Origin of the sequence: Denitrificimonas caeni, from assembly GCF_027498055.1 — a bacterium.
Lineage (GTDB): Bacteria > Pseudomonadota > Gammaproteobacteria > Pseudomonadales > Pseudomonadaceae > Denitrificimonas.
On sequence record NZ_CP114976.1, the window covers coordinates 2274448 to 2294245 of the forward strand.

At 49.9% G+C, this 19798-nt stretch carries 17 protein-coding genes; 11 read left to right on the plus strand and 6 right to left on the minus strand.

Annotation, left to right across the window (positions count from 1 at the left end; all coding sequences use genetic code 11):
* The first annotated feature begins 46 nt into the window (after positions 1-46).
* From aat to infA, 3 genes are all read left to right on the plus strand, one after another.
* Entirely contained in the window at positions 47-757 is a 711-nt protein-coding gene (gene aat / locus O6P33_RS10605; RefSeq protein WP_269817749.1) for a leucyl/phenylalanyl-tRNA--protein transferase, read from the plus strand.
* Positions 754-1455 carry an arginyltransferase gene (locus O6P33_RS10610; protein ID WP_269817750.1) on the plus strand — a complete coding sequence of 234 codons (702 nt, stop codon included), beginning with the start codon at positions 754-756 and terminating at the stop codon, positions 1453-1455. Before aat ends, O6P33_RS10610 begins: the two co-directional genes overlap by 4 nt.
* A gap of 156 nt (positions 1456-1611) precedes the next feature.
* Positions 1612-1830: a translation initiation factor IF-1 gene (gene infA, locus O6P33_RS10615; protein ID WP_022965546.1), complete on the plus strand. Its 219-nt coding sequence runs from the start codon at positions 1612-1614 to the stop codon at positions 1828-1830.
* Positions 1831-2141: 311 nt separating this feature from the next.
* Here infA and O6P33_RS10620 read toward each other — a convergent pair whose 3' ends face one another.
* Together O6P33_RS10620 and O6P33_RS10625 are read right to left on the minus strand one after the other, a co-directional pair.
* Positions 2142-4202 (minus strand): TonB-dependent copper receptor, encoded by a 2061-nt coding sequence (locus tag O6P33_RS10620; protein ID WP_269817751.1) that lies wholly within the window; start codon positions 4200-4202, stop codon positions 2142-2144.
* A gap of 50 nt (positions 4203-4252) precedes the next feature.
* Positions 4253-4729, minus strand: coding sequence for a DUF2946 family protein (locus O6P33_RS10625; RefSeq protein ID WP_420094941.1), 477 nt, complete (start codon positions 4727-4729; stop codon positions 4253-4255).
* 328 nt (positions 4730-5057) lie between these two features.
* Between O6P33_RS10625 and leuA the strand changes: the two genes are divergently transcribed.
* On the plus strand, positions 5058-6734 hold the full coding sequence (gene leuA / locus O6P33_RS10630; protein ID WP_269817752.1) for a 2-isopropylmalate synthase: 1677 nt from the start codon (positions 5058-5060) through the stop codon (positions 6732-6734).
* A 108-nt stretch (positions 6735-6842) separates the two neighbouring features.
* Here leuA and grxD read toward each other — a convergent pair whose 3' ends face one another.
* On the minus strand, positions 6843-7169 hold the full coding sequence (gene grxD, locus O6P33_RS10635) for a Grx4 family monothiol glutaredoxin (protein ID WP_269817753.1): 327 nt from the start codon (positions 7167-7169) through the stop codon (positions 6843-6845).
* Between the two features lie 356 nt (positions 7170-7525).
* On the opposite strand from grxD, the gene O6P33_RS10640 reads away from it, so the two are divergent.
* The 4 genes from O6P33_RS10640 (at position 7526) to O6P33_RS10655 (ending at position 11823) form a co-directional block, all read left to right on the plus strand.
* Entirely contained in the window at positions 7526-8641 is a 1116-nt protein-coding gene (locus O6P33_RS10640; RefSeq protein WP_269817754.1) for an ABC transporter ATP-binding protein, read from the plus strand.
* Positions 8642-8848: 207 nt separating this feature from the next.
* Entirely contained in the window at positions 8849-10873 is a 2025-nt protein-coding gene (locus tag O6P33_RS10645) for a ribonucleoside triphosphate reductase (RefSeq protein WP_269817755.1), read from the plus strand.
* 81 nt (positions 10874-10954) lie between these two features.
* On the plus strand, positions 10955-11122 hold the full coding sequence (nrdD, locus tag O6P33_RS10650) for an anaerobic ribonucleoside-triphosphate reductase (RefSeq protein ID WP_269817756.1): 168 nt from the start codon (positions 10955-10957) through the stop codon (positions 11120-11122).
* A gap of 2 nt (positions 11123-11124) precedes the next feature.
* Positions 11125-11823 (plus strand): anaerobic ribonucleoside-triphosphate reductase activating protein, encoded by a 699-nt coding sequence (locus O6P33_RS10655; RefSeq protein ID WP_269817757.1) that lies wholly within the window; start codon positions 11125-11127, stop codon positions 11821-11823.
* A gap of 49 nt (positions 11824-11872) precedes the next feature.
* Here O6P33_RS10655 and O6P33_RS10660 read toward each other — a convergent pair whose 3' ends face one another.
* Together O6P33_RS10660 and ybaK are read right to left on the minus strand one after the other, a co-directional pair.
* On the minus strand, positions 11873-12559 hold the full coding sequence (locus tag O6P33_RS10660; protein ID WP_269817758.1) for a Crp/Fnr family transcriptional regulator: 687 nt from the start codon (positions 12557-12559) through the stop codon (positions 11873-11875).
* A 174-nt stretch (positions 12560-12733) separates the two neighbouring features.
* On the minus strand, positions 12734-13210 hold the full coding sequence (gene ybaK, locus O6P33_RS10665; protein ID WP_269817759.1) for a Cys-tRNA(Pro) deacylase: 477 nt from the start codon (positions 13208-13210) through the stop codon (positions 12734-12736).
* A gap of 255 nt (positions 13211-13465) precedes the next feature.
* Between ybaK and O6P33_RS10670 the strand changes: the two genes are divergently transcribed.
* From O6P33_RS10670 to O6P33_RS10680, 3 genes are read left to right on the plus strand one after another with little or no spacing between them, the layout of a single operon-like run.
* Positions 13466-14629 (plus strand): efflux RND transporter periplasmic adaptor subunit, encoded by a 1164-nt coding sequence (locus O6P33_RS10670; RefSeq protein WP_269817760.1) that lies wholly within the window; start codon positions 13466-13468, stop codon positions 14627-14629.
* Between the two features lie 12 nt (positions 14630-14641).
* The gene (locus tag O6P33_RS10675) at positions 14642-17770 is read left to right on the plus strand and encodes an efflux RND transporter permease subunit (protein ID WP_269817761.1); all 3129 of its coding nucleotides are present in this window, start codon (positions 14642-14644) and stop codon (positions 17768-17770) included.
* Positions 17767-19173, plus strand: a complete 1407-nt coding sequence (locus O6P33_RS10680) for an efflux transporter outer membrane subunit (protein WP_269817762.1) — start codon at positions 17767-17769, stop codon at positions 19171-19173. The genes O6P33_RS10675 and O6P33_RS10680 overlap by 4 nt, the downstream gene beginning before the upstream one ends.
* Before the next feature lie 113 nt (positions 19174-19286).
* Here O6P33_RS10680 and gloA read toward each other — a convergent pair whose 3' ends face one another.
* A complete protein-coding gene (gloA, locus tag O6P33_RS10685) occupies positions 19287-19679 on the minus strand; it encodes a lactoylglutathione lyase (protein WP_269817763.1) in 393 nt (130 codons plus the stop codon).
* Between the last annotated feature and the right edge of the window lie 119 nt (positions 19680-19798).

Genomic DNA, 19798 nt, shown 5'->3' on the forward strand with positions numbered 1-19798 from the left:
AGCATGGCTCAACCACGCTCGCACTTAATTCTCACTAAGGTTTTCTATGCTCACTTGGCTCAACCGCGAATCATTGGCCTTTCCTGCCCTTAATAAAGCCTTGCGCGAACCCAATGGCCTGCTGGCAGCTGGTGGTGATTTATCTCCTGCGCGTTTAGTTGCCGCTTATCGCCATGGCTGTTTTCCTTGGTATCAAGATGGCCAGCCGCTGCTGTGGTGGTCGCCCGACCCTCGCACAGTGTTATTGCCAGACAACCTGCATATATCCCGCAGCTTGCGCAAAGTATTACGCACTGATCAGTTCAGCGTAAGCTTTGACCGCAACTTCAAGGAAGTTATCCATGCCTGCGCAGCACCACGAGACGATGATTACGGCACCTGGATTACCAGTGATATCCAAGCAGCTTATTATCAACTGCACCGCCAAGGTTACGCGCACTCAGTGGAAGTTTGGCATGCGGGGCAATTGGTGGGCGGTTTATATGGGATTGCCATTGGCCAGCTGTTTTTTGGTGAATCAATGTTTAGCCGCATGAGCAACGCGTCAAAAGTAGGTTTTGTTACCTTGGTCAACGCCCTGAAAGCAGCTGGCTTTGTGCTGATTGATTGCCAAATGCCCACCAACCATTTAATCAGTCTCGGCGCTGGCAATATTAGCCGTGAAGACTTTGCTCAATACCTAGCCAAACATCTCGACCAACCCAGTGGCATGCAGTGGTCGAGCGAAACCAGAATAACCAGCAGGCTTAAGATATGAAGAGCTTACAACTGTACCTTGCTCAAGAGCACCCTTGTAGCTACTTACCTGGGCGCAGCGCTGGCTCAGTTTTTATTGATCCAAGTGCGCCGGTGACTGCACAGTTGTACGGTCAACTGCTTGAGCAAGGCTTTCGGCGCAGCTCCAACAACATCTACCGCCCACACTGCGGTGATTGCAATGCTTGTGTTTCCGTGCGCATTGTTGCGCAAGACTTTGTCGCCAGCGCCTCGCAGCAAAAAGTCATGCGCCGCAACCAAGACCTTAGTGTGCGTGCCGTCAGCAGTGAATTTCGTGAAGAGCATTACCAACTGTACCAGCGCTATATCGAACAGCGCCACGCCGATGGTGATATGTACCCACCCTCCATTGCGCAATTTAAAAGCTTTTTAACGTCTGATTTAGAACTGGTGCGCTTCTATGAGTTTCGCGCAGGGGAAAAATTACTGGCTGTCGCGGTGACCGACGTACTGCCCTCGGGCTTATCAGCCATGTACACTTTTTTTGAGCCTGAAGACCGACGCCGTAGCCTCGGCCGTTACGCGATCTTGTGGCAAATTCAAGAAAGTCTGCGCCTTGGCCTACCCTACCTTTACCTCGGCTATTGGGTGCAAGACTGCCAAAAAATGAGCTATAAAACTCAATATCAGCCTTTACAGGGCTTTATCAATCAATACTGGCAAGCACTACCCGCTTGATTTGTATACAATACAGCGATTATTTCGCACCTATTAACAATCTCTGCGAGATGACATTTGGCCTTTTCTGGCTAAATGCGGCATAATACGTGTCGATTTTGCCTGAACGCATTGTGAGCGTCAGGTTTTTTATTTGTATTTTGAGGATTATACTGCATGTCGAAAGAAGACAGCTTCGAAATGGAAGGCACTGTCGTCGACACCCTGCCTAACACCATGTTCCGTGTGGAGTTAGAAAATGGGCACGTCGTTACTGCGCATATTTCCGGGAAAATGCGTAAAAACTATATTCGCATTTTAACCGGCGATAAAGTTCGTGTTGAAATCACGCCCTATGACCTCAGCAAAGGCCGCATCACTTACCGCGCCCGCTGATTCATTACTGCAGCGTTACAGTCTTTCAAATCACGGTACAAGCACAGAGCTTGTACCGTTTTTTTGTTTCCTAGCGTTTTATATTCGCTGCCAACATCTAACTGCTGATACCTAACAAGGGCTTGAAACTGACGTGTCCAGCGCCGCTTTCAAACCCTCTTTTATTAGATTTCTGCAAGCACAACCCGTCAGTAACTCAAGCGCAAGCAATGCTGCCTGCACATCCCTGTGCCACTGCGCGCACAACAGTCACCGAACCAGAGTCGCTGACAGCGGTGATTCACGCTAAAGGTTAACCACCAACAGCACCATCAGAAGCTCATATCAACCCGCGTCCACCAGGTACGCCCCGCCTCATTGACCCGTATGCTGTTATCCACATAGCCAAAGCCAGCATTACCGGCAAGATTTAAGTGTTCGCTGTAATTTTTATCAAATAGATTGTCGAGACCGGCACTGACCTTCCAGTTTTCACTTAAGCGATAAGCACTGTTGATTGAGAACACGCCAAAACCGGCGCTGGGGCCAAAATCTTTGCCGACGACATTACCATGGCCCTCGTCAATGCGATTTTGTGCTGCGACAACACGCCATAAAACAGAAGAGCTGAAGTTACCCTGCTCATAACCCAAACCAAAGCGCGCTTCCAGTGGCGGTATTTGCGGCATCGCACGACCATCTGAGCTGTTTTTACCGTAAGCATAGGCAAGACTCGCATTGCCCTTGATGTTGGCGGTGAACGCATAGCTGGCACCTAACTCAGCACCCATGATGCGCGCGTCAATGTTAGAAGACGCTTTACCCATACCGCTATAGTTGAACATGATGTAGTCCCGCACCTGCCCAGCGTAACCTGAAAGCCAAGCATTTATTGGCCCCTCACTGTATTGCAGGCCAAAATCGACTTGAGTGGTTTTTTCTGGATGAGTTCCTTTAAACGCACCGGGCCCGCCTGAAAAAAGCTCCCAATAATCAGGAAAACGCTGGCTATGACCTAAACCAATATAAGTGGTGGCCGCAATAGCTTGCAGGTCCTGCTCATAACGCACGAAACCGCTCGGCAATGTAGTACTGCGTTTTTCTGTGTCGGACTTATTACGAAAATCCTGCGATTCAACCCGGTCAACACGCAAACCGCTGATCAAACGCTCTCCACCTGCCAGCTGCCAACTCAACTCACTGAATAGGCCATACTGATGAAAATCAGCATCTTTATTCCATGCTTTGTGCTTGTAATCAGAATTAAAACCACGGCTCATTCGCTTACGATGCTCGTTTTTCTGCGCATCAACACCCGCAATTATTTCCAAGTTTTCCCACTGCCACGTACTGCTGATACGCGCACCTAGGGTACGACGATCAACATTACTGGACATCGGCATTTTCATCATGCCGCTCGGTTTAAAATCACGTAAACGAAAATTATCCATCACATGATCCGCATAGTTGTAATACACCTGCGCTTCCAAAGCCGCCCAAGTATCGGTTAAGTTGCTCTGTTTAAAGCGCAAACCTAAACTTTCGCGCTCAAACTGAGTGCCGTCCATGCCGCGCCCCGCATAACGCGACTCGCCATCGCCTTTACCTGCGGTTAACTCCAGCAAAGTATCGTCAGTGGGGGTCCAGCCTAGAATCAAATCGCTGTTCCACTTATTCCAACGTGAAGGGACACGATGGCCAGCGCCATCATTGTAGTCATGAGCTTTCGAGCCGTTGGCAATAAAGCGCGCATAGCCTTCACGACTGCCTGCAGCAGCATCGATACTGCGATCAAAGCGGCGATTAGAACCCACCAACACATTACTGTTTAATCGATAATCTGGCTCAGTAAAATCTTCTGGCTCACGCTCAAACAACACTGTTGCTGCCGAAGCACCCGGCCCCCATAGCACCGTTTGCGGGCCTTTAATCACCGTCAACTTATCGTAGGTCTCTGGGCTGATATAGGAACTGGGGGAATCCATTCGACTGGGGCACGCACCCAGCATTTCACCGCCATTGGTCAGCAGTTTTAAACGCGAACCAAACATGCCACGAAAGACTGGATCACTATTCACCCCACCACTGCGAATCGCTGAAAAGCCTGGGATGGTTTTCAAATAATCGGCCGCATCACTGGCTGGTATCGGCTGACGCGGAATGCGCGGATCGGCGACCACTACCAAAGGTGACTGCTGCGCGACACCGGTAATCACCATAGGCGTTAACTGCGCAGGTTCAGCCACAGTTGCCGCACTCACCTGTAGCGGCGCAAAGCATACAAAACCCAATAAAGCGGCCTGCGCTAGGACCAAGTGCTGCGATAAAGGTTTGAGTCTAAAAATATTGTTTTGACGTGACCAAGCCACGCCTTGCGTAGAGTTATTGTTCATACTGGCATCCATTATTTATTTAACTTCGGTTGCAGGTTGCCCTGCTGAATTTAAGTAAAAAATGGTGCAGGCGGAGCGCGAGGAAGGCTTAGACTGCGAGCAACAGCTAAGCACTTTGGCGGTTGCGGCAGCGCAGCAAAGACAAGCACACAGGGCACAACCGGCAGCAAGAGCAACAGCACTAAAAGCAACGGTGGGCTAATGGTCAGCAACTCACAATAGCCACACATCTCTAAATTGACCAACCATTGCGGCAGCCCCGTAGGCGCAGCGTGATGCCCCATCAAGGCATGATAATCAACACTAGATTCAACAACTGCAGGCGCAAGCTTTGATGACTCTGTAGTTAAAACGTGGGAATGCAGCTCACTCTGATGATGCGCCGTTTGGGTATGTGCTACAGCCGATAATACTGGTGGGTTGGCAAGCGCTTGTGCGCCGGAAATAAGCGGGCCGATATGAGTCATCAGCATGGCAAATAAGCCAAGCCAAATCGCTACCAAATTATTTTGGCAAAGCCGAATCACAAGCTAAACCCCGTCACTGAATCATACTCAATCAGCGCTTAATTTTAAGGAACAAATCATCGCACAAATTAAGCAACCACAATTGCGGCAAACCGTCACAGAACAACCAAGCAATAAAAAACCAAAAAACATCAGATAAAAACAAAATAAGCATAGAAAACCAACATCAGCGCAAGCATCCACCAATCTCTTAACACTACTTGCAATAAAAAACCCCTTTCTATAAATTTAACAACAGATACATGCAACACAGCGTATTGTTAGTTTTCAGTAAAATAGGTATGCGCTGCTCCCATGTTTTATTTTTTTAGTGATTAAGGAACAGCCCATGACGATGTTGAGTAACCCCGCCAGCAAATACCGCTCCTACCCTGTATTAGATTTACCGGATCGCACCTGGCCCAATAAGACCATCAGCCAAGCACCGATTTGGTGCAGTTCAGACCTACGCGATGGCAACCAGTCGCTGATCGAGCCGATGAGCCCAGAGAAGAAATTACGTTTCTTTAAAACTCTGGTTGAGGTTGGCGTTAAAGAAATTGAAGTGGCCTTTCCCTCAGCATCACAAACTGACTTTGATTTTGTTCGCCTGCTGATTGAAGAGGGACACATTCCGGAAGACACCACAATTCAAGTACTGACTCAGGCCCGCGAAGACTTAATTGCCCGCACTTTTGAATCACTTAAAGGCGCACCCAAAGCCATTGTGCATATGTACAACGCGGTATCGCCGGCCTTTCGCCGCATTGTTTTCAATCAAGACAAAGCCGGGGTTAAGGCCATTGCCGTGCATGCCGCTGAACTGTTTAAAAAATATGCTGCGCAGCAACCAGAAACCCAGTGGACATTCCAGTACTCACCAGAAACCTTTAGCGCCACTGAAACCCCTTTTGCCGTAGAAGTGTGCAATGCGGTCTTAGATGTTTGGCAGCCCACAGCCGCAAACAAAGTCATCCTTAACTTGCCAGCCACGGTAGAAGTGGCGATGCCCAACGTCTACGCCGACCAAATCGAGTGGTTTGCCCGCAATATTAACCACCGTAAAAATGTCATTATTAGTCTGCACACCCACAACGATCGCGGCACTGGTGTAGCAGCTAGCGAGCTGGGTATTTTGGCCGGTGCTGACCGTGTTGAAGGGTGCTTATTTGGTAACGGTGAGCGTACCGGTAACGTTGACTTGGTCACCTTGGCTTTGAATATGTACACCCAAGGCATCGACCCGCAACTGGATTTTTCCGACATTGATGCAGTGCGTAAAGTCGTGGAAGAGTGCAACCAATTACCTGTACACCCACGCCATCCGTATGCGGGTGATTTAGTCCACACTGCGTTTTCTGGTTCACACCAAGATGCCATTCGCAAAGGTTTTGCTCAGCGCCAAGCCGGCGACATTTGGGAAGTGCCGTATTTGCCCATTGACCCTGCAGACATTGGCCGTGACTACGAAGCTGTCATCCGCGTTAATAGCCAGTCGGGTAAAGGTGGCGTCACGTATTTGCTTGAGCAGGAGTACGGCATTCAACTGCCACGGCGCATGCAAATTGAGTTTAGCCAAGTGATCAAAACAGAAACAGACCGCTCCGGCTTAGAAGTGAGCGCAGCACAGATCTACAGCATCCTCGACAATGAGTACTTAAAAGCAGTCACTCCTTATGCTTTACAAAAGCACCGCATTCAAGAAGAAGATGGCACCTGTACGCTAATCACTGAAGTCTCCGCTAACGGAGTCACCAAAAGCTGGAGCGGCTGTGGTAATGGCCCGCTGGAAGCCTTAGTCGCCAGCCTGCCCATGCCGGTAGAGATAATGGACTACCATCAGCATGCCATCGGTAGCGGTAGCGATGCGCAAGCTGCAGCCTTTATTGAGTTACGCCTGCCTGAACAGCGTCCAGTATTTGGCGTAGGTATTGACAGCAACATCACCACAGCCAGTATTCGCGCCCTGTTCAGCGCGCTAAACCGTGCCCAAGCTAACGCCGAGCCTGATAAAAACTCCGCCTAAACTGTTTTATTCAGCCCAACAAAAAGCCCCTGCGCATCACTGCACAAGGGCTTTTTTAGTTTATGCATGAGCAGTCAGAAACCACTCAAGCGCAAGCAGGCTTAAAGATTAAGCCTCTGCTTTAGCAACAGCGCCCTTAACTAAGGTTTCTAGCTCACCACTTTCATGCATTTCAGTGATGATGTCGCAGCCACCAACTAATTCACCAGCCACCCACAACTGCGGGAAAGTTGGCCAGTTTGCATAAGCAGGCAGGTTCGCGCGAATGTCTGGGTTGGCAAGAATATCAACATAAGCAAATTTTTCACCGCAGGCCATCAGTGCCTGGGTTGCACGCTGTGAGAAACCACACTGCGGTGCATTTGGAGAACCTTTCATATACAACAAAACCGTGTTGTTTTCGATCTGATCTTTAATCGTTTCGATGATATCCACACTTCACCTCGACAAATACTTTAAGTCATTAAGCCCACTCTTTTATGGGCACCTGGCGCATATTCTAGCCTAAAACCCAGTGCAACGCTCTGATTTAGGTTAACTAAAATCAAGCTATTTATTTTAACTGGGCAATTATCCATAAATTGTCACATTTTAAACAATGCTTGAGTAATTCTGCCAGCGTCAACCAACAGAAGCCGACGCGGTTTGCACAGCACCCCCATTACCTTATAAGATTCATTCTCAATCTTATTGAGCTGTGCGGCCTATTTATTGTCTGTGTTTGCCGCTATTGTGCGCCTGCCTCCACAAAGCTTTATTGGTATTTTTAATCTATCCGGTACCCTATCAGCATGGATAAACAAGGTCCTTTATTAAGCCTCACTGATTTAAGTTGTGGCTATCAGAATCAAATTATCGTTCAAGACCTAAACTTGCACCTCAATAGCGGTGATATTGGCTGCCTACTAGGCCCATCTGGCTGCGGTAAAACCACCACACTGCGTGCTATAGCTGGCTTTGAACCCATAATGAAAGGCTCAATTAGCCTCGCTGGCAAAAGTATTTCTCGCCCCAATTTCACCTTAGCACCAGAAAAGCGCCGAATCGGCATGGTTTTCCAAGATTACGCGCTGTTTCCACACCTGAGCGTGGAACGTAACATTGCCTTCGGAATCCGCAAGAACCCGAATGCAGAGCGCATCACTCAAGAGCTTTTAGAGTTGGTTAAACTCGATTCTTTAGGCCAGCGCTATCCCCATGAATTGTCCGGAGGTCAGCAACAACGTGTTGCTTTAGCCCGCGCACTGGCTCCAGAGCCTAACTTATTACTGCTTGACGAGCCTTTTTCAAACCTTGACGGTGAATTACGCCGCCGCCTCAGCCAAGAAGTGCGCGACATTCTCAAACAGCGCGGCACCAGTGCTATTTTGGTGACCCACGACCAAGAGGAAGCCTTTGCCATGAGCGATAATATTGGCGTATTTAATAAAGGTCGCCTTGAGCAGTGGGACTCACCTTTTAACCTTTATCACGAACCGTTGACGCCCTTTGTCGCCAGTTTTGTCGGCCAAGGTTATTTTATTCGTGGGCAAATGCTAACCCATGACAGTGTACAGACTGAGCTTGGGGTCATTCGTGGCAACCGCGCTTACAACTGGCCGGCCGGCAGCACTGTGGATGTATTACTGCGCCCTGACGACATCATTGACTCGCCAGAAAGTCCACTGCGCGCAATTATTATTGGTAAGACTTTTTTAGGTGCCGCCACTTTATATCGCCTGGAACTGCCCACCGGTAATCAGTTAGAAGCGATTTTCACCAGCCATATTGATCATTTTCTTGGGGAGAATGTAGGCATCGCTGTGGCTGCGGATCACTTGGTTGCCTTTGCTACGCCAGGCACAGTGGCTGCACACAGCAGTTTGCCAATGACGGGGGTACGCCGCTATAGCGCAACAGCTGGTTAAACCGCCCTTTCTTATTCATCTTAGCCAGCCGCACTGCCCGTGAGCTGGTTAAGGTCATTGCACGAAACACCAGCCAACTCACCCCTGGTCGATATCAAGTCGACTTGACCCGCGTCAATTTAATTCTCGCCCCCTTCGCGTACCTTGCACTACATATTGTGTTTTAACGCAAAACAAAACACCACATAATGTATTCAGAGGTACCCTATGCCCCAGCTCGCTGTTGTTCAAAGTCCCCGTCTGTTACGCAAACGCGATCAGCGCAAAGTGCCTTTTAGCGCGGAAAAAATCTTGCAGGCCATTACTGCTGCTGGACGCGCTAGCGGTGAATTTACTGCAGCCAACGCTGCACAGATCTGCGAGCAGGTGGTGCAAAACCTCCCCCAGCACAACGAGCTTTGTGTCGAGGATATCCAAGATCGGGTGGAAACCACGCTAATGGCGGCCGGACATTTCCGCACCGCACGCGCCTACATTGTCTACCGCGAACAACACGCACGCTTGCGCCGTGACCGCAAAAATCTAGTCGATGTTGCCGCGTCCATGAATGAGTACTTATCCCGTGAAGACTGGCGAGTGCGCGCCAATGCCAACCAAGGTTACTCGTTGGGCGGTTTAATTCTCAACGTGTCCGGCAAGGTCACCGCCAATTACTGGCTCAATGAAGTCTACAGCCCGGAAATTGGCGCGGCGCACCGTGAAGGTGATTTGCACATCCATGACCTCGACATGCTCGCAGGTTATTGCGCCGGCTGGTCACTGCGCACCTTACTCAACGAAGGCTTTAACGGTATTCCTGGGCGCATTGAAGCAGGCCCGCCCAAACACCTGTCCAGCGCACTGGGACAAATGGTGAATTTTTTAGGCACCTTGCAAAACGAATGGGCTGGGGCGCAGGCCTTTAGCTCCTTTGATACTTATTTAGCACCCTTTATTCGCAAAGATCAGCTCAGCTATAAAGAAGTGCGACAGAGCATCCAAGAGTTTATTTATAACCTCAACGTGCCTTCACGCTGGGGCACACAAACGCCCTTTACCAACCTAACCTTTGACTGGGTCTGCCCTGAGGATTTACGCGAGCAAATCCCCTACATCGGCGGCGTAGAAATGCCTTTTGCCTATGGTGATCTGCAAGCAGAAATGGAGATGATCAACCAAGCCTACATCGAAGTGATGCAGGCCGGTGATGGCTTAGGCCGCGTTTTTACTTTCCCGATTCCAACCTACAATATCACCCATGATTTCCCTTGGGACAGCGAGAACGCCAATCGCTTATTCGAAATGACTGCACGCTATGGTTTGCCTTATTTCCAAAACTTCCTCAACTCGGAACTGGAGCCCAACCAAGTCCGTTCAATGTGCTGCCGTTTGCAGCTGGACGTGCGTGAACTGCTCAAACGTGGTGGTGGTTTGTTTGGTTCGGCAGAGCAAACCGGCTCACTGGGCGTAGTCACCATCAACTGCGCACGCTTAGGTTATCTGTATAAAAACAACCCCATTGGTCTGTATCGCCGTCTCGACAATCTATTGGAAATGGCCAAAGACAGCCTGGAAGTGAAGCGCAAGGTGATTCAACACCACATGGACGCAGGCCTTTATCCATACAGCAAACGCTACCTTGGTACGCTGCGTAACCATTTTTCCACCATTGGCGTGAATGGCCTGCATGAAATGCTGCGCAATTACACCGGCGATACCGAGGGCATGCACACCGCTAACGGACGCACAATGGCACTGGAGATGCTCGACCATGTCCGTGATCGCTTAGTCGCTTTCCAAGAAGAAACCGGCAACCTCTACAATCTGGAAGCCACGCCTGCAGAAGGCACCACCTACCGTTTTGCTAAAGAAGACCAGAAACGCTTTGCCGATATTCTGCAGGCCGGCAGCTTCGATGCCCCCTACTACACCAACTCATCGCAGTTGCCTGTAGGTTTTACCGATGATGCTTTTGAAGCCTTGGAGTTGCAGGATGAACTGCAATGCAAATACACCGGCGGTACAGTGCTGCATCTGTATATGTCAGAGCAAATTTCCTCTACCGAAGCCTGTAAGAAACTGGTGCGCAATGCCTTGGGACGCTTTCGTCTGCCTTATCTAACCATTACCCCAACCTTCTCCATCTGCCCAGTGCACGGTTATTTATCGGGTGAACATGAGTTCTGCCCGAAATGTGACGAAGCGCTGCTGCAAGAACAGCAACGTGCTCAACATCTCAAGGCCGTCCATTAAGACCCCTTGAGCAAGCCAACGCGCCACTTATATAGCAGCGCGTTGATCCGATGCCCTGCATCAAACTAAAAGGAAAGACCTATGCAAACTGTAAATCAACTGCCGCAAGAACAACGTCAACGCTGTGAAGTCTGGACCCGAGTGATGGGCTACCATCGTCCAGTTAGCGCTTTCAATCTAGGCAAACAATCTGAACACCGTGAGCGCATGCATTTTAATGAGCAACCCACCCAGCGTCAGTCCGCCTAAGGATGGCTGAGCAACTCAGAGTTGGGGGCTTCGTGCCCCTGACTACTTTAGACTTTCCAGACCATCTGTCCTGCGTGGTGTTTTGCCAAGGTTGTGCATGGCGTTGTCGCTATTGCCATAACCCTGACTTAATTCCACCCCGTGCCGAGCAAATGCACAGTTGGGACAGTATTTTAGAGTTTTTAGCCCGCCGCCAAGGTTTACTCGAAGCGGTAGTGTTTAGCGGCGGTGAAGCCACTTTGCAACACGACCTCAAAACCGCCATGCAAGAAGTTAAAAAGCTGGGCTTTAAAGTCGGCTTACATACGGCTGGCATTAACCCCAAAGCACTCGAGCGGGTTTTGCCCTATTGCGACTGGGTGGGTTTTGATGTCAAAGCCTTAGTAGAAGATACCCAGTTGATTACTGGTGTTTCTGGCAGCGGCCAAGCCAACTGGCAGTGTTTAGAATTACTGTTGGCCAGTGGCGTGGATTATGAATGCCGCACAACCGTGCACTGGGACCTGATTGATCCACAGCGTTTGCTGGAACTGGCGCGGCGTTTAAGCACTGCTGGGGTGGCGCACTTTATCGTGCAACATGTGCGCACGCACAGCATGCTGGATGGGCAACTGACAGAGCGCAGTGCTAATTTAGGCACAGCAGCATTGTGGCAAGAAATCAGCGCGCTATTTAGCACCTTTGTGCGCCGCAATGATTAGCCAGCACCGCGGGTCATTCCACGTAACACTATTCAAATTTAAGTGGTCATTAAGCAAAGGGCTCTAACAAACGCTCAATACTGGGTATATGAATATCGCGCCCTTTCATCTCAATAAAACCTTCTTGATGTAAACGCGCCATAATCCGCGACAAGGTTTCTGGCTGCATCGACAATCGTGCGGCAATCAAGCGCTTGGGCAGCGGCAATTCAATATCCACGGTTTCTTGAGCGCGATCTTCCAACTGCTGAATCAAATACAGAGCAAAACGCTGGGTGGCATTTTGTAAGGTTAGGGTTTCTAACTCACCTAAACGCTGATGCAAACGCACACTCATATGGCCCAGCAAATGCAAGCAGGCCTGTGGGTTTTCTTGCAGCAGAGTCAGCATCAAGCGGTTAGGAAAACTAATTAACTGCACCGCCTCCAGAGCTTCAGCACACACTGGGTACTCAGAGCGCTGCATAAACATCACCGCCTCAGCAAAAGTTTGTCCCGCCTGAATAATCTCCACCACTTTTTCTTGGCCATCGGCAGAAATCCGATAGAGCTTAACCCGGCCTTTTAACACCAAGAAAAAACGCTCGGCCGGCTGACTTTGGCGAATCAAGAGTTCACCTGCAGTTAATTTTTGCTCATGGCTTTGCGCAATAAGCTGCTCTTGCTCAGCCAGACCAAGATTCATAAAAAAAGGATGGCGTACTACCGTACTAACCGCCGGATGGGTGAAAAGCATGGGGCACTCCTGTCAATGCAAGACGTTTAAGCCAGTGCTTATTAATGCACGCAGCTAAACTGGATTTCTATTGCAGCTCCCCCACCTTATTCCCTTCAATAAAATGCTTCACGGCTCTTTATGGGTATTGCCGGTTTTTCTTGATTTACAACAAGAAAAACCGGCGCTTATAGCTCAGCTCGGTAGCGTCGCAATGGCCGCATACTGACCCTGGGTCAACTGCAGTAAGTCAGCTGCTGCCAGCTCCACTTCCAATCCGCGCCGTCCAGCACTGATATGCAAGCTGGGTAACTGCTCGGCACTGCTATCTAAAAAAGTGCGCAAAGCTTTCTTTTGCGCCAACGCACTGATGCCGCCAACTAAGTATCCGGTCACCCGCTGCGCTTGCTGCGGATCGGCCATCTCGGCTTTTTTCACCCCAGCGCACGCGGCCAAGGCTTTTAGGTTCAGCTGCCCGTGCACTGGCAGCACCGCCACCAGCAACTCTCCGCTTTCCGTAACTGCCAATAAAGTTTTAAACACACTTTGTGGAGCCAGCCCCAGCTTTTCTGCGGCCTCTAAGCCATAGGAAGCCGAGCGCGGATCATGTGCGTAACTGTGTACTTTGTGCGCAATACGCTGTTTTTTTAATAAGTTGATTGCCGGAGTCATCATTCACCTGGATCTGCCAAATAACGGGTACGGACAATTATGCCCTAAGCATTTTTCTGTGCACATTAGTGGCGTTAAGCACAATCAATTTAATCCAACACTTACCAACATACAGCAATGTATGTATATTACCCTGCTGAATGAAACGCACTGTATTTATTCCCAAAGCAGTGCATAATTAGGCAACTCCCCTGCACCCGTATTTGCGTGCGTTTAACCGTGCAGTGCTAAAAGATTCTAATTAGGAAAAGACTTATGACCCGCTCTTCATCACGCGCTACTGCTGTCGCTTTGACTCTCGCTAGCGCATTACTGATCAGTGCCTGCGACAACAAAAACGAATCAGCAACAGGCGATAAACAGCCGGCACCCAAAGTAGGTATCGTCACTTTATCGTCAGGATCTTATACTTTAACCAGTGAGCTACCCGGCAGAACAGCTGCTTACCGTGTTGCGGAAGTCCGCCCACAGGTCAACGGCATTATCCAAAAGCGTCTGTTTAAAGAAGGCAGTGATGTCAAAGCCAATGAGCAACTGTATCAAATTGATCCAGCCATCTATGAAGCTAACTTAAAAAGCGCGCAAGCCAATTTATTAGCAGTACGCTCATTAGCTGAGCGCTATAAAGTGCTGGTCGAAGAACGTGCCGTCAGTCGTCAACAATATGATGATGCCAATGCTAATCGCCTTGAAGCAGAGGCTGCACTGGAACGGGCGAAAATTGAACAACGTTATACCCGCGTACTGGCACCCATTTCTGGGCGCATTGGTCGCTCCAGCGTCAGTGAAGGTGCTTTAGTCAGCAATGGCCAAGCGCAAGAGCTTGCAGTGATTCAACAAATTGATCCCATCTACGTTGATGTCACCCAGTCGGCCAATGAGCTGCTGCGTTTACGCCGTGAGCTGGCTGCCGGACAACTGAAAAAAGCCAGCGATAGTGCCGCTCATGTCACTTTGAAGTTACAAGACAACAGCGACTACCCACACAGCGGCACCTTAGAGTTCTCCGAAGTATCAGTGGATGCCAGCACAGGCTCAGTCACCATTCGTGCGGTTTTCCCTAACCCAGACGGCATGTTGTTGCCCGGTATGTTTGTCCACGCCAGTTTAATTGACGGCGTACAAGATAAAGTAATTTTGGCGCCACAACAGGGCATCACCCGCAACCCTAAAGGGGAAGCAACCGCCCTTGTCGTGACCCCGGACAACAAAGTTGAGCTGCGCACCTTGGTCGCACAACGCACCGTCGGCAACCGCTGGTTAGTCACCGAAGGCTTAAAAGAAGGCGAGCAACTGATTACCGAAGGCCTGCAATTTGTGCAGCCGGGCATGACCGTTGAAACCTTCCCAGCCAATAATGTGCAACCTGAAGCAGCTTCAACTAAAGCAACTACAACCGACACAAGCCAAGCTCAATAAGGGACTTTTTACATGTCGAACTTCTTTATCGACCGCCCCATTTTTGCTTGGGTATTAGCCCTAGTAATTATGTTAATTGGTGGTCTGGCAATTCTTAAACTGCCAGTGAATCAATACCCGAGCATTGCCCCACCCTCGGTGAGCATTTCGGTCAGCTACCCAGGTGCTTCTGCGCAAACTGTGCAAGACACCGTGGTGCAAGTCATTGAGCAGCAGCTCAATGGTATTGATGGTCTGCGCTACATTTCCTCCGACAGTAACTCCGATGGCAGCATGAGCATCAGCGTAACGTTCGAGCAAGATGTTGACCCAGACATCGCCCAAGTACAGGTGCAAAATAAGCTGCAACTGGCGACGCCACTCTTGCCGCAAGAAGTGCAGCAGCAAGGCATCCGCGTTACCAAGTCAGCCAGTAACTTCTTAATGGTTGTCGGTATCATTTCTGAAGACGGCAGCATGTCACGCTTTGACTTGGCCGACTACACTGTATCCAACATTCAAGACCCTATCTCACGAACAGCCGGTGTTGGTGACTTCCAGATCTTTGGTGCGCCTTACGCCATGCGTATTTGGCTGGATCCTGGCAAATTAACCAACTTTGCCATTACTCCGGTGGACGTTGCTAATGCAATTCGCGCACAAAACGTACAGGTGTCCTCCGGCCAGTTGGGTGGTTTACCCGCAGTAGCTAATCAGCAACTGACGGCAACCATTATTGGTAAAACCCGTTTTGAAACCCCTGAGCAGTTTGAAAACATCTTACTCAAAGTTGATGAAGACGGCTCACAAGTACGCTTAAAAGACGTTGCGCGAGTTGAACTCGGCGGTGAAAACTACAGTATCAATGCTGAATATAATGGTAGCCCTGCCACCGGTATCGGAATCAAACTGGCCACTGGCGCTAACGCTTTGGACACTGCCCGCGCAGTGCGTGAAACCTTAGCCGAGCTGGAGCCCTTCTTCCCAGCGGGAATGAAAATTGTTTACCCGTACGACACTACTCCGGTTATCTCTGCATCAATTAAGGGTGTAGTTGTCACCTTAGCAGAAGCTATTGTTCTGGTGTTCTTGGTGATGTATTTATTCCTACAGAACATCCGCGTGACCTTAATCCCCGCCTTAGCGGTGCCTGTAGTTATTTTAGGGACCTTTGGTGTCCTCGCCGTATTTGGCTACAGCATTAACACCCTCACCATGTTCGCCATGGTACTTTCCATCGGGCTCTTGGTGGATGACGCCATTGTCGTGGTGGAAAACGTCGAACGGATTATGGAGGAAGAAGGCTTATCGCCCATTGAAGCAACCCGTAAATCTATGGGCCAAATTCAAAGTGCACTGGTCGGTATTGGTCTGGTGCTCTCTGCCGTATTTATCCCCATGGCCTTCTTTGAGGGCTCAACCGGACAAATTTATAAGCAGTTCTCGGTCACCATTGTTTCCGCCATGGTGCTCTCGGTATTGGTTGCGTTAATCTTTACACCAGCGCTGTGTGCCACCATGCTCAAGCCCATTCCGCAAGGTGGTAACTTGGAAAAACGTGGTTTCTTCGGTTGGTTTAACCGCACCTTCCACAGCGGCGTTCTCAAGTATGAGCAAGGTGTGGCCGCGATGATCAAGCGCAAAACACCTTACTTGTTGTTGTACGTGATTATCATTGCAATCATGGGTTGGATGTTTACTAAAATCCCCACCTCGTTTTTGCCTGATGAAGACCAAGGTGTACTCTTTGCCCAGGTGCAAACCCCTGCTGGCTCGACCGCAGAGCGCACCTATGAAGTGGTTAGCAAGATGCGTGATTACTTGCTGGAAGAAGAGAGTGACACTGTTCGCTCTGTATTTGCCATTACCGGCTTTAACTTTGCCGGTCGCGGTCAAAACTCCGGCATGGCCTTTATTGGTCTTAAGCCTTGGGATGAGCGTACTCTGCCCAGCGAAAGCGTTTTTGCTTTAGCCCAGCGCGCACAGCAGCATTTCTTCACTTTCCGCGATGCCATGGTGTTTGCTTTTGTGCCACCGGCAGTAATGGAGCTGGGTAATGCCACCGGTTTTAATATGTACTTGCAAGACCGCGCTGGTGTCGGTCACCAGGTCTTGAGCCAAGCCCGCGACCAGTTTGTGCAGATGGCCAATGAAGATCCGCGCTTAACTCAAGTACGGGCCAACGGTTTGCGTGATGAGCCACAATACAAGTTAACTATTGATGATGAGAAAGCCAGATCCATGGGCTTATCTCTAGCTGATATCAACCAAACCCTGTCCTCAGCCTGGGGAAGCAGCTATGTCAACGACTTTATTGACCGCGGCCGGGTGAAGAAAGTCTTTATCCAAGCTGAAGCCGGCGCCCGCATGGATCCAAAAGATCTCGACAAGTGGTATGTGCGTAACGATAAAGGCGAAATGACGCCCTTTAGCAGCTTCGCTCACGGTGAGTGGACTTACGGCTCACCTAAACTGTCGCGTTATAACGGTGTACCTGCAATGGAGATTCTGGGTAGCCCAACCCCAGGTTACAGCTCCGGTGACGCCATGGCTGCGGTGGAAGAGCTCAGCAAGAAGCTGCCTGAAGGCATAGGCATGTCTTGGACTGGCTTGTCCTATGAAGAGCAGCTCTCCGGTGGTCAAGCGCCAGCTTTATATGCGTTATCATTGCTGGTGGTGTTCTTATGTTTGGCCGCCATGTATGAAAGCTGGTCGATTCCTTTCTCGGTGATGCTGGTGGTACCACTGGGTATTATTGGTGCGTTATTGGCCACCTATGGCCGCGGTTTATCCAATGACGTCTACTTCCAAATTGGCTTGTTGACCACCATTGGTTTGTCAGCGCGTAACGCCATTTTGATTGTGGAGTTTGCCAAGGCTCAACATGAAGGCGGCAAAAGCTTAGTGGATGCTGCCATCGAGGCCAGCCGTATACGTTTCCGCCCCATCATTATGACTTCTCTAGCCTTTGTTTTAGGAGTTACTCCCTTAGCGATTGCCACCGGTGCTGGTGCCGGTAGTAAACACGCCATTGGTACTGGGGTGATTGGCGGAATGCTCACTGCAATGCTTTTGGCAGTGTTCTTTGTACCATTATTTTATGTTCTAGTGAGCCGCTTATTTAAATCAGCTGCTGACCGCAAACTGGAGGACGGACAATGAAACATACCGCCCTAGCCGCTGCTTTATTAGCGGCACTGTCGGGTTGCTCACTGATTCCAAACTATCAGCAACCCGCCTCCCCTGTGGCTGCACAATGGGATACTGTGGATACTCAACACAGCGCAGTGGTGTTGCCTGATTGGCGTGAGTTTTTCCAAGATCAACAACTGCAAAGCTTAATTGAAACGGCTTTGCACAATAATCGCGATATGCGTATTGCTGCACTGAATGTGGATGCCTTCCGCGCGCAATACCGCATTCAACGCAGCGCGCGTTTTCCGTCAGTGGATGCTGGCGGTGGCGCGAACCGCCAGCGCATTCCCGGCAATATGAATCCAGCCGGCAATGACTCGACCATTAACAGCCAGTACTCTGCAGACTTAGGCATCACCGCTTGGGAACTGGACTTATTTGGTCGTTTAGGCAGCTTGCGTGATCAAGCCTTAGAAACCTACTTCGCCAGCGAGCAAGCGCAGCGCAGTACTCAACTGAGCTTAATTGCCAGCGTGGCTACCGCTTGGCTCTCTCTGCAAGCTGATCAAGAAGCCTTGCAATTGGTGCGCGATACTTTAGCGACCTATGAGGATAGCTTAAGACTGGTCGAGCGCAGTTATGATGCTGGTGTGGCCTCGCTACTGGAAGTGCAGCAAGCACGTACTTCGACCAGTAGCGCGCGGGTCAGCCTGGCCCAGTTTGAGCGGCAGAGTGCACAAAGCCGCAATGCCCTGAATTTACTTCTGGGCGGTGAGCCAGACATTGATATCAGCACTCCAGTACCACTCAAGCATTTTAAATTTGCTAAGTTACCTGTGGGTTTACCAGCAGATTTACTGCAGCGTCGTCCTGATATTCTACAAGCGGAATACGAACTCAAAGCAGCTAACGCCAATATTGGTGCTGCCCGTGCAGCGTTTTTCCCCAGCATCAGTCTGACCGCCACCGCAGGTAGCTTAAGCCCAGATCTATCTGGCTTATTTGATAGCGGCAGTGGCTCATGGCTATTTAAACCAAGCATTAACCTGCCTATTTTTAATGCCGGTCGTTTACGGGCGAACTTGGATTACAGTGAAATCCAAAAAGATATTCGCGTAGCCAGTTACGAGAAAGCCATTCAAACCGCTTTCCAAGAAGTGGCCGATGGTTTAAGCAACCGCATGACCTACAAGCAACAGCTGATCGCCCATGATGAACTGGTGCAGTCCGGTGAGGAATACTACACCTTGGCTGATCGCCGCTTCATAGAAGGCATTGATAATCAGCTGACGCGCTTGGATGCGCAGCGTTTGCTGTTTGATGCACAGCAGCAACGGATTAGCACGCACTTTGCGCAGTTAGCCAGCGAGATCAACCTGTATAAAGCCCTTGGCGGTGGCTATACAGAGGAGCACGCAGAGTCGCTCTAAGCTAGGCTTGACCTGCTGTTAGCACAGCACAAAAAACGGGCAGCTTGCTTTAACAGGCTGCCCGTTTTTATTTACAGGACTGCTTAATACAAGCTGTCCTACCCCAGCAAGAACTAATCAGCGCGCTTTGGTGAGAGCAGTTCAATTTTGTAGCCGTCTGGATCTTCAACGAAGGCTAAAATACTGGAGCCATGCATCATTGGGCCTGGTTCGCGGGTAATTTTACCGCCGCGGGCGCGAATATCTTCGCAAGCCTTATAAACATCTTCGACTTCCAAAGCAATATGCCCGTAACCATCACCCAGGTCGTACTTTTCAACCCCCCAGTTGTGGGTTAATTCAATGACGCTGTTGCTGGCCTCATCACCGTAACCAACAAATGCCAAGGTAAACTTACCCTCGGGATAATCGCGGCGACGCAACAACTGCATGCCCAATACTTCAGTGTAAAAAGCAATGGAAGCGTCAAGGTCGCCAACCCGTAACATCGTATGTAAAAGTCTCATCAGCTTACTCTCCTCTGCGCTATTACAGCGCCATCAATCAAACCCTGTACACACTCGGAGCTCAGTCTCACTAGACAGCTCCAGCCTTGCACAAGTTTTCCAGCTTGCTGGCCTGCGCC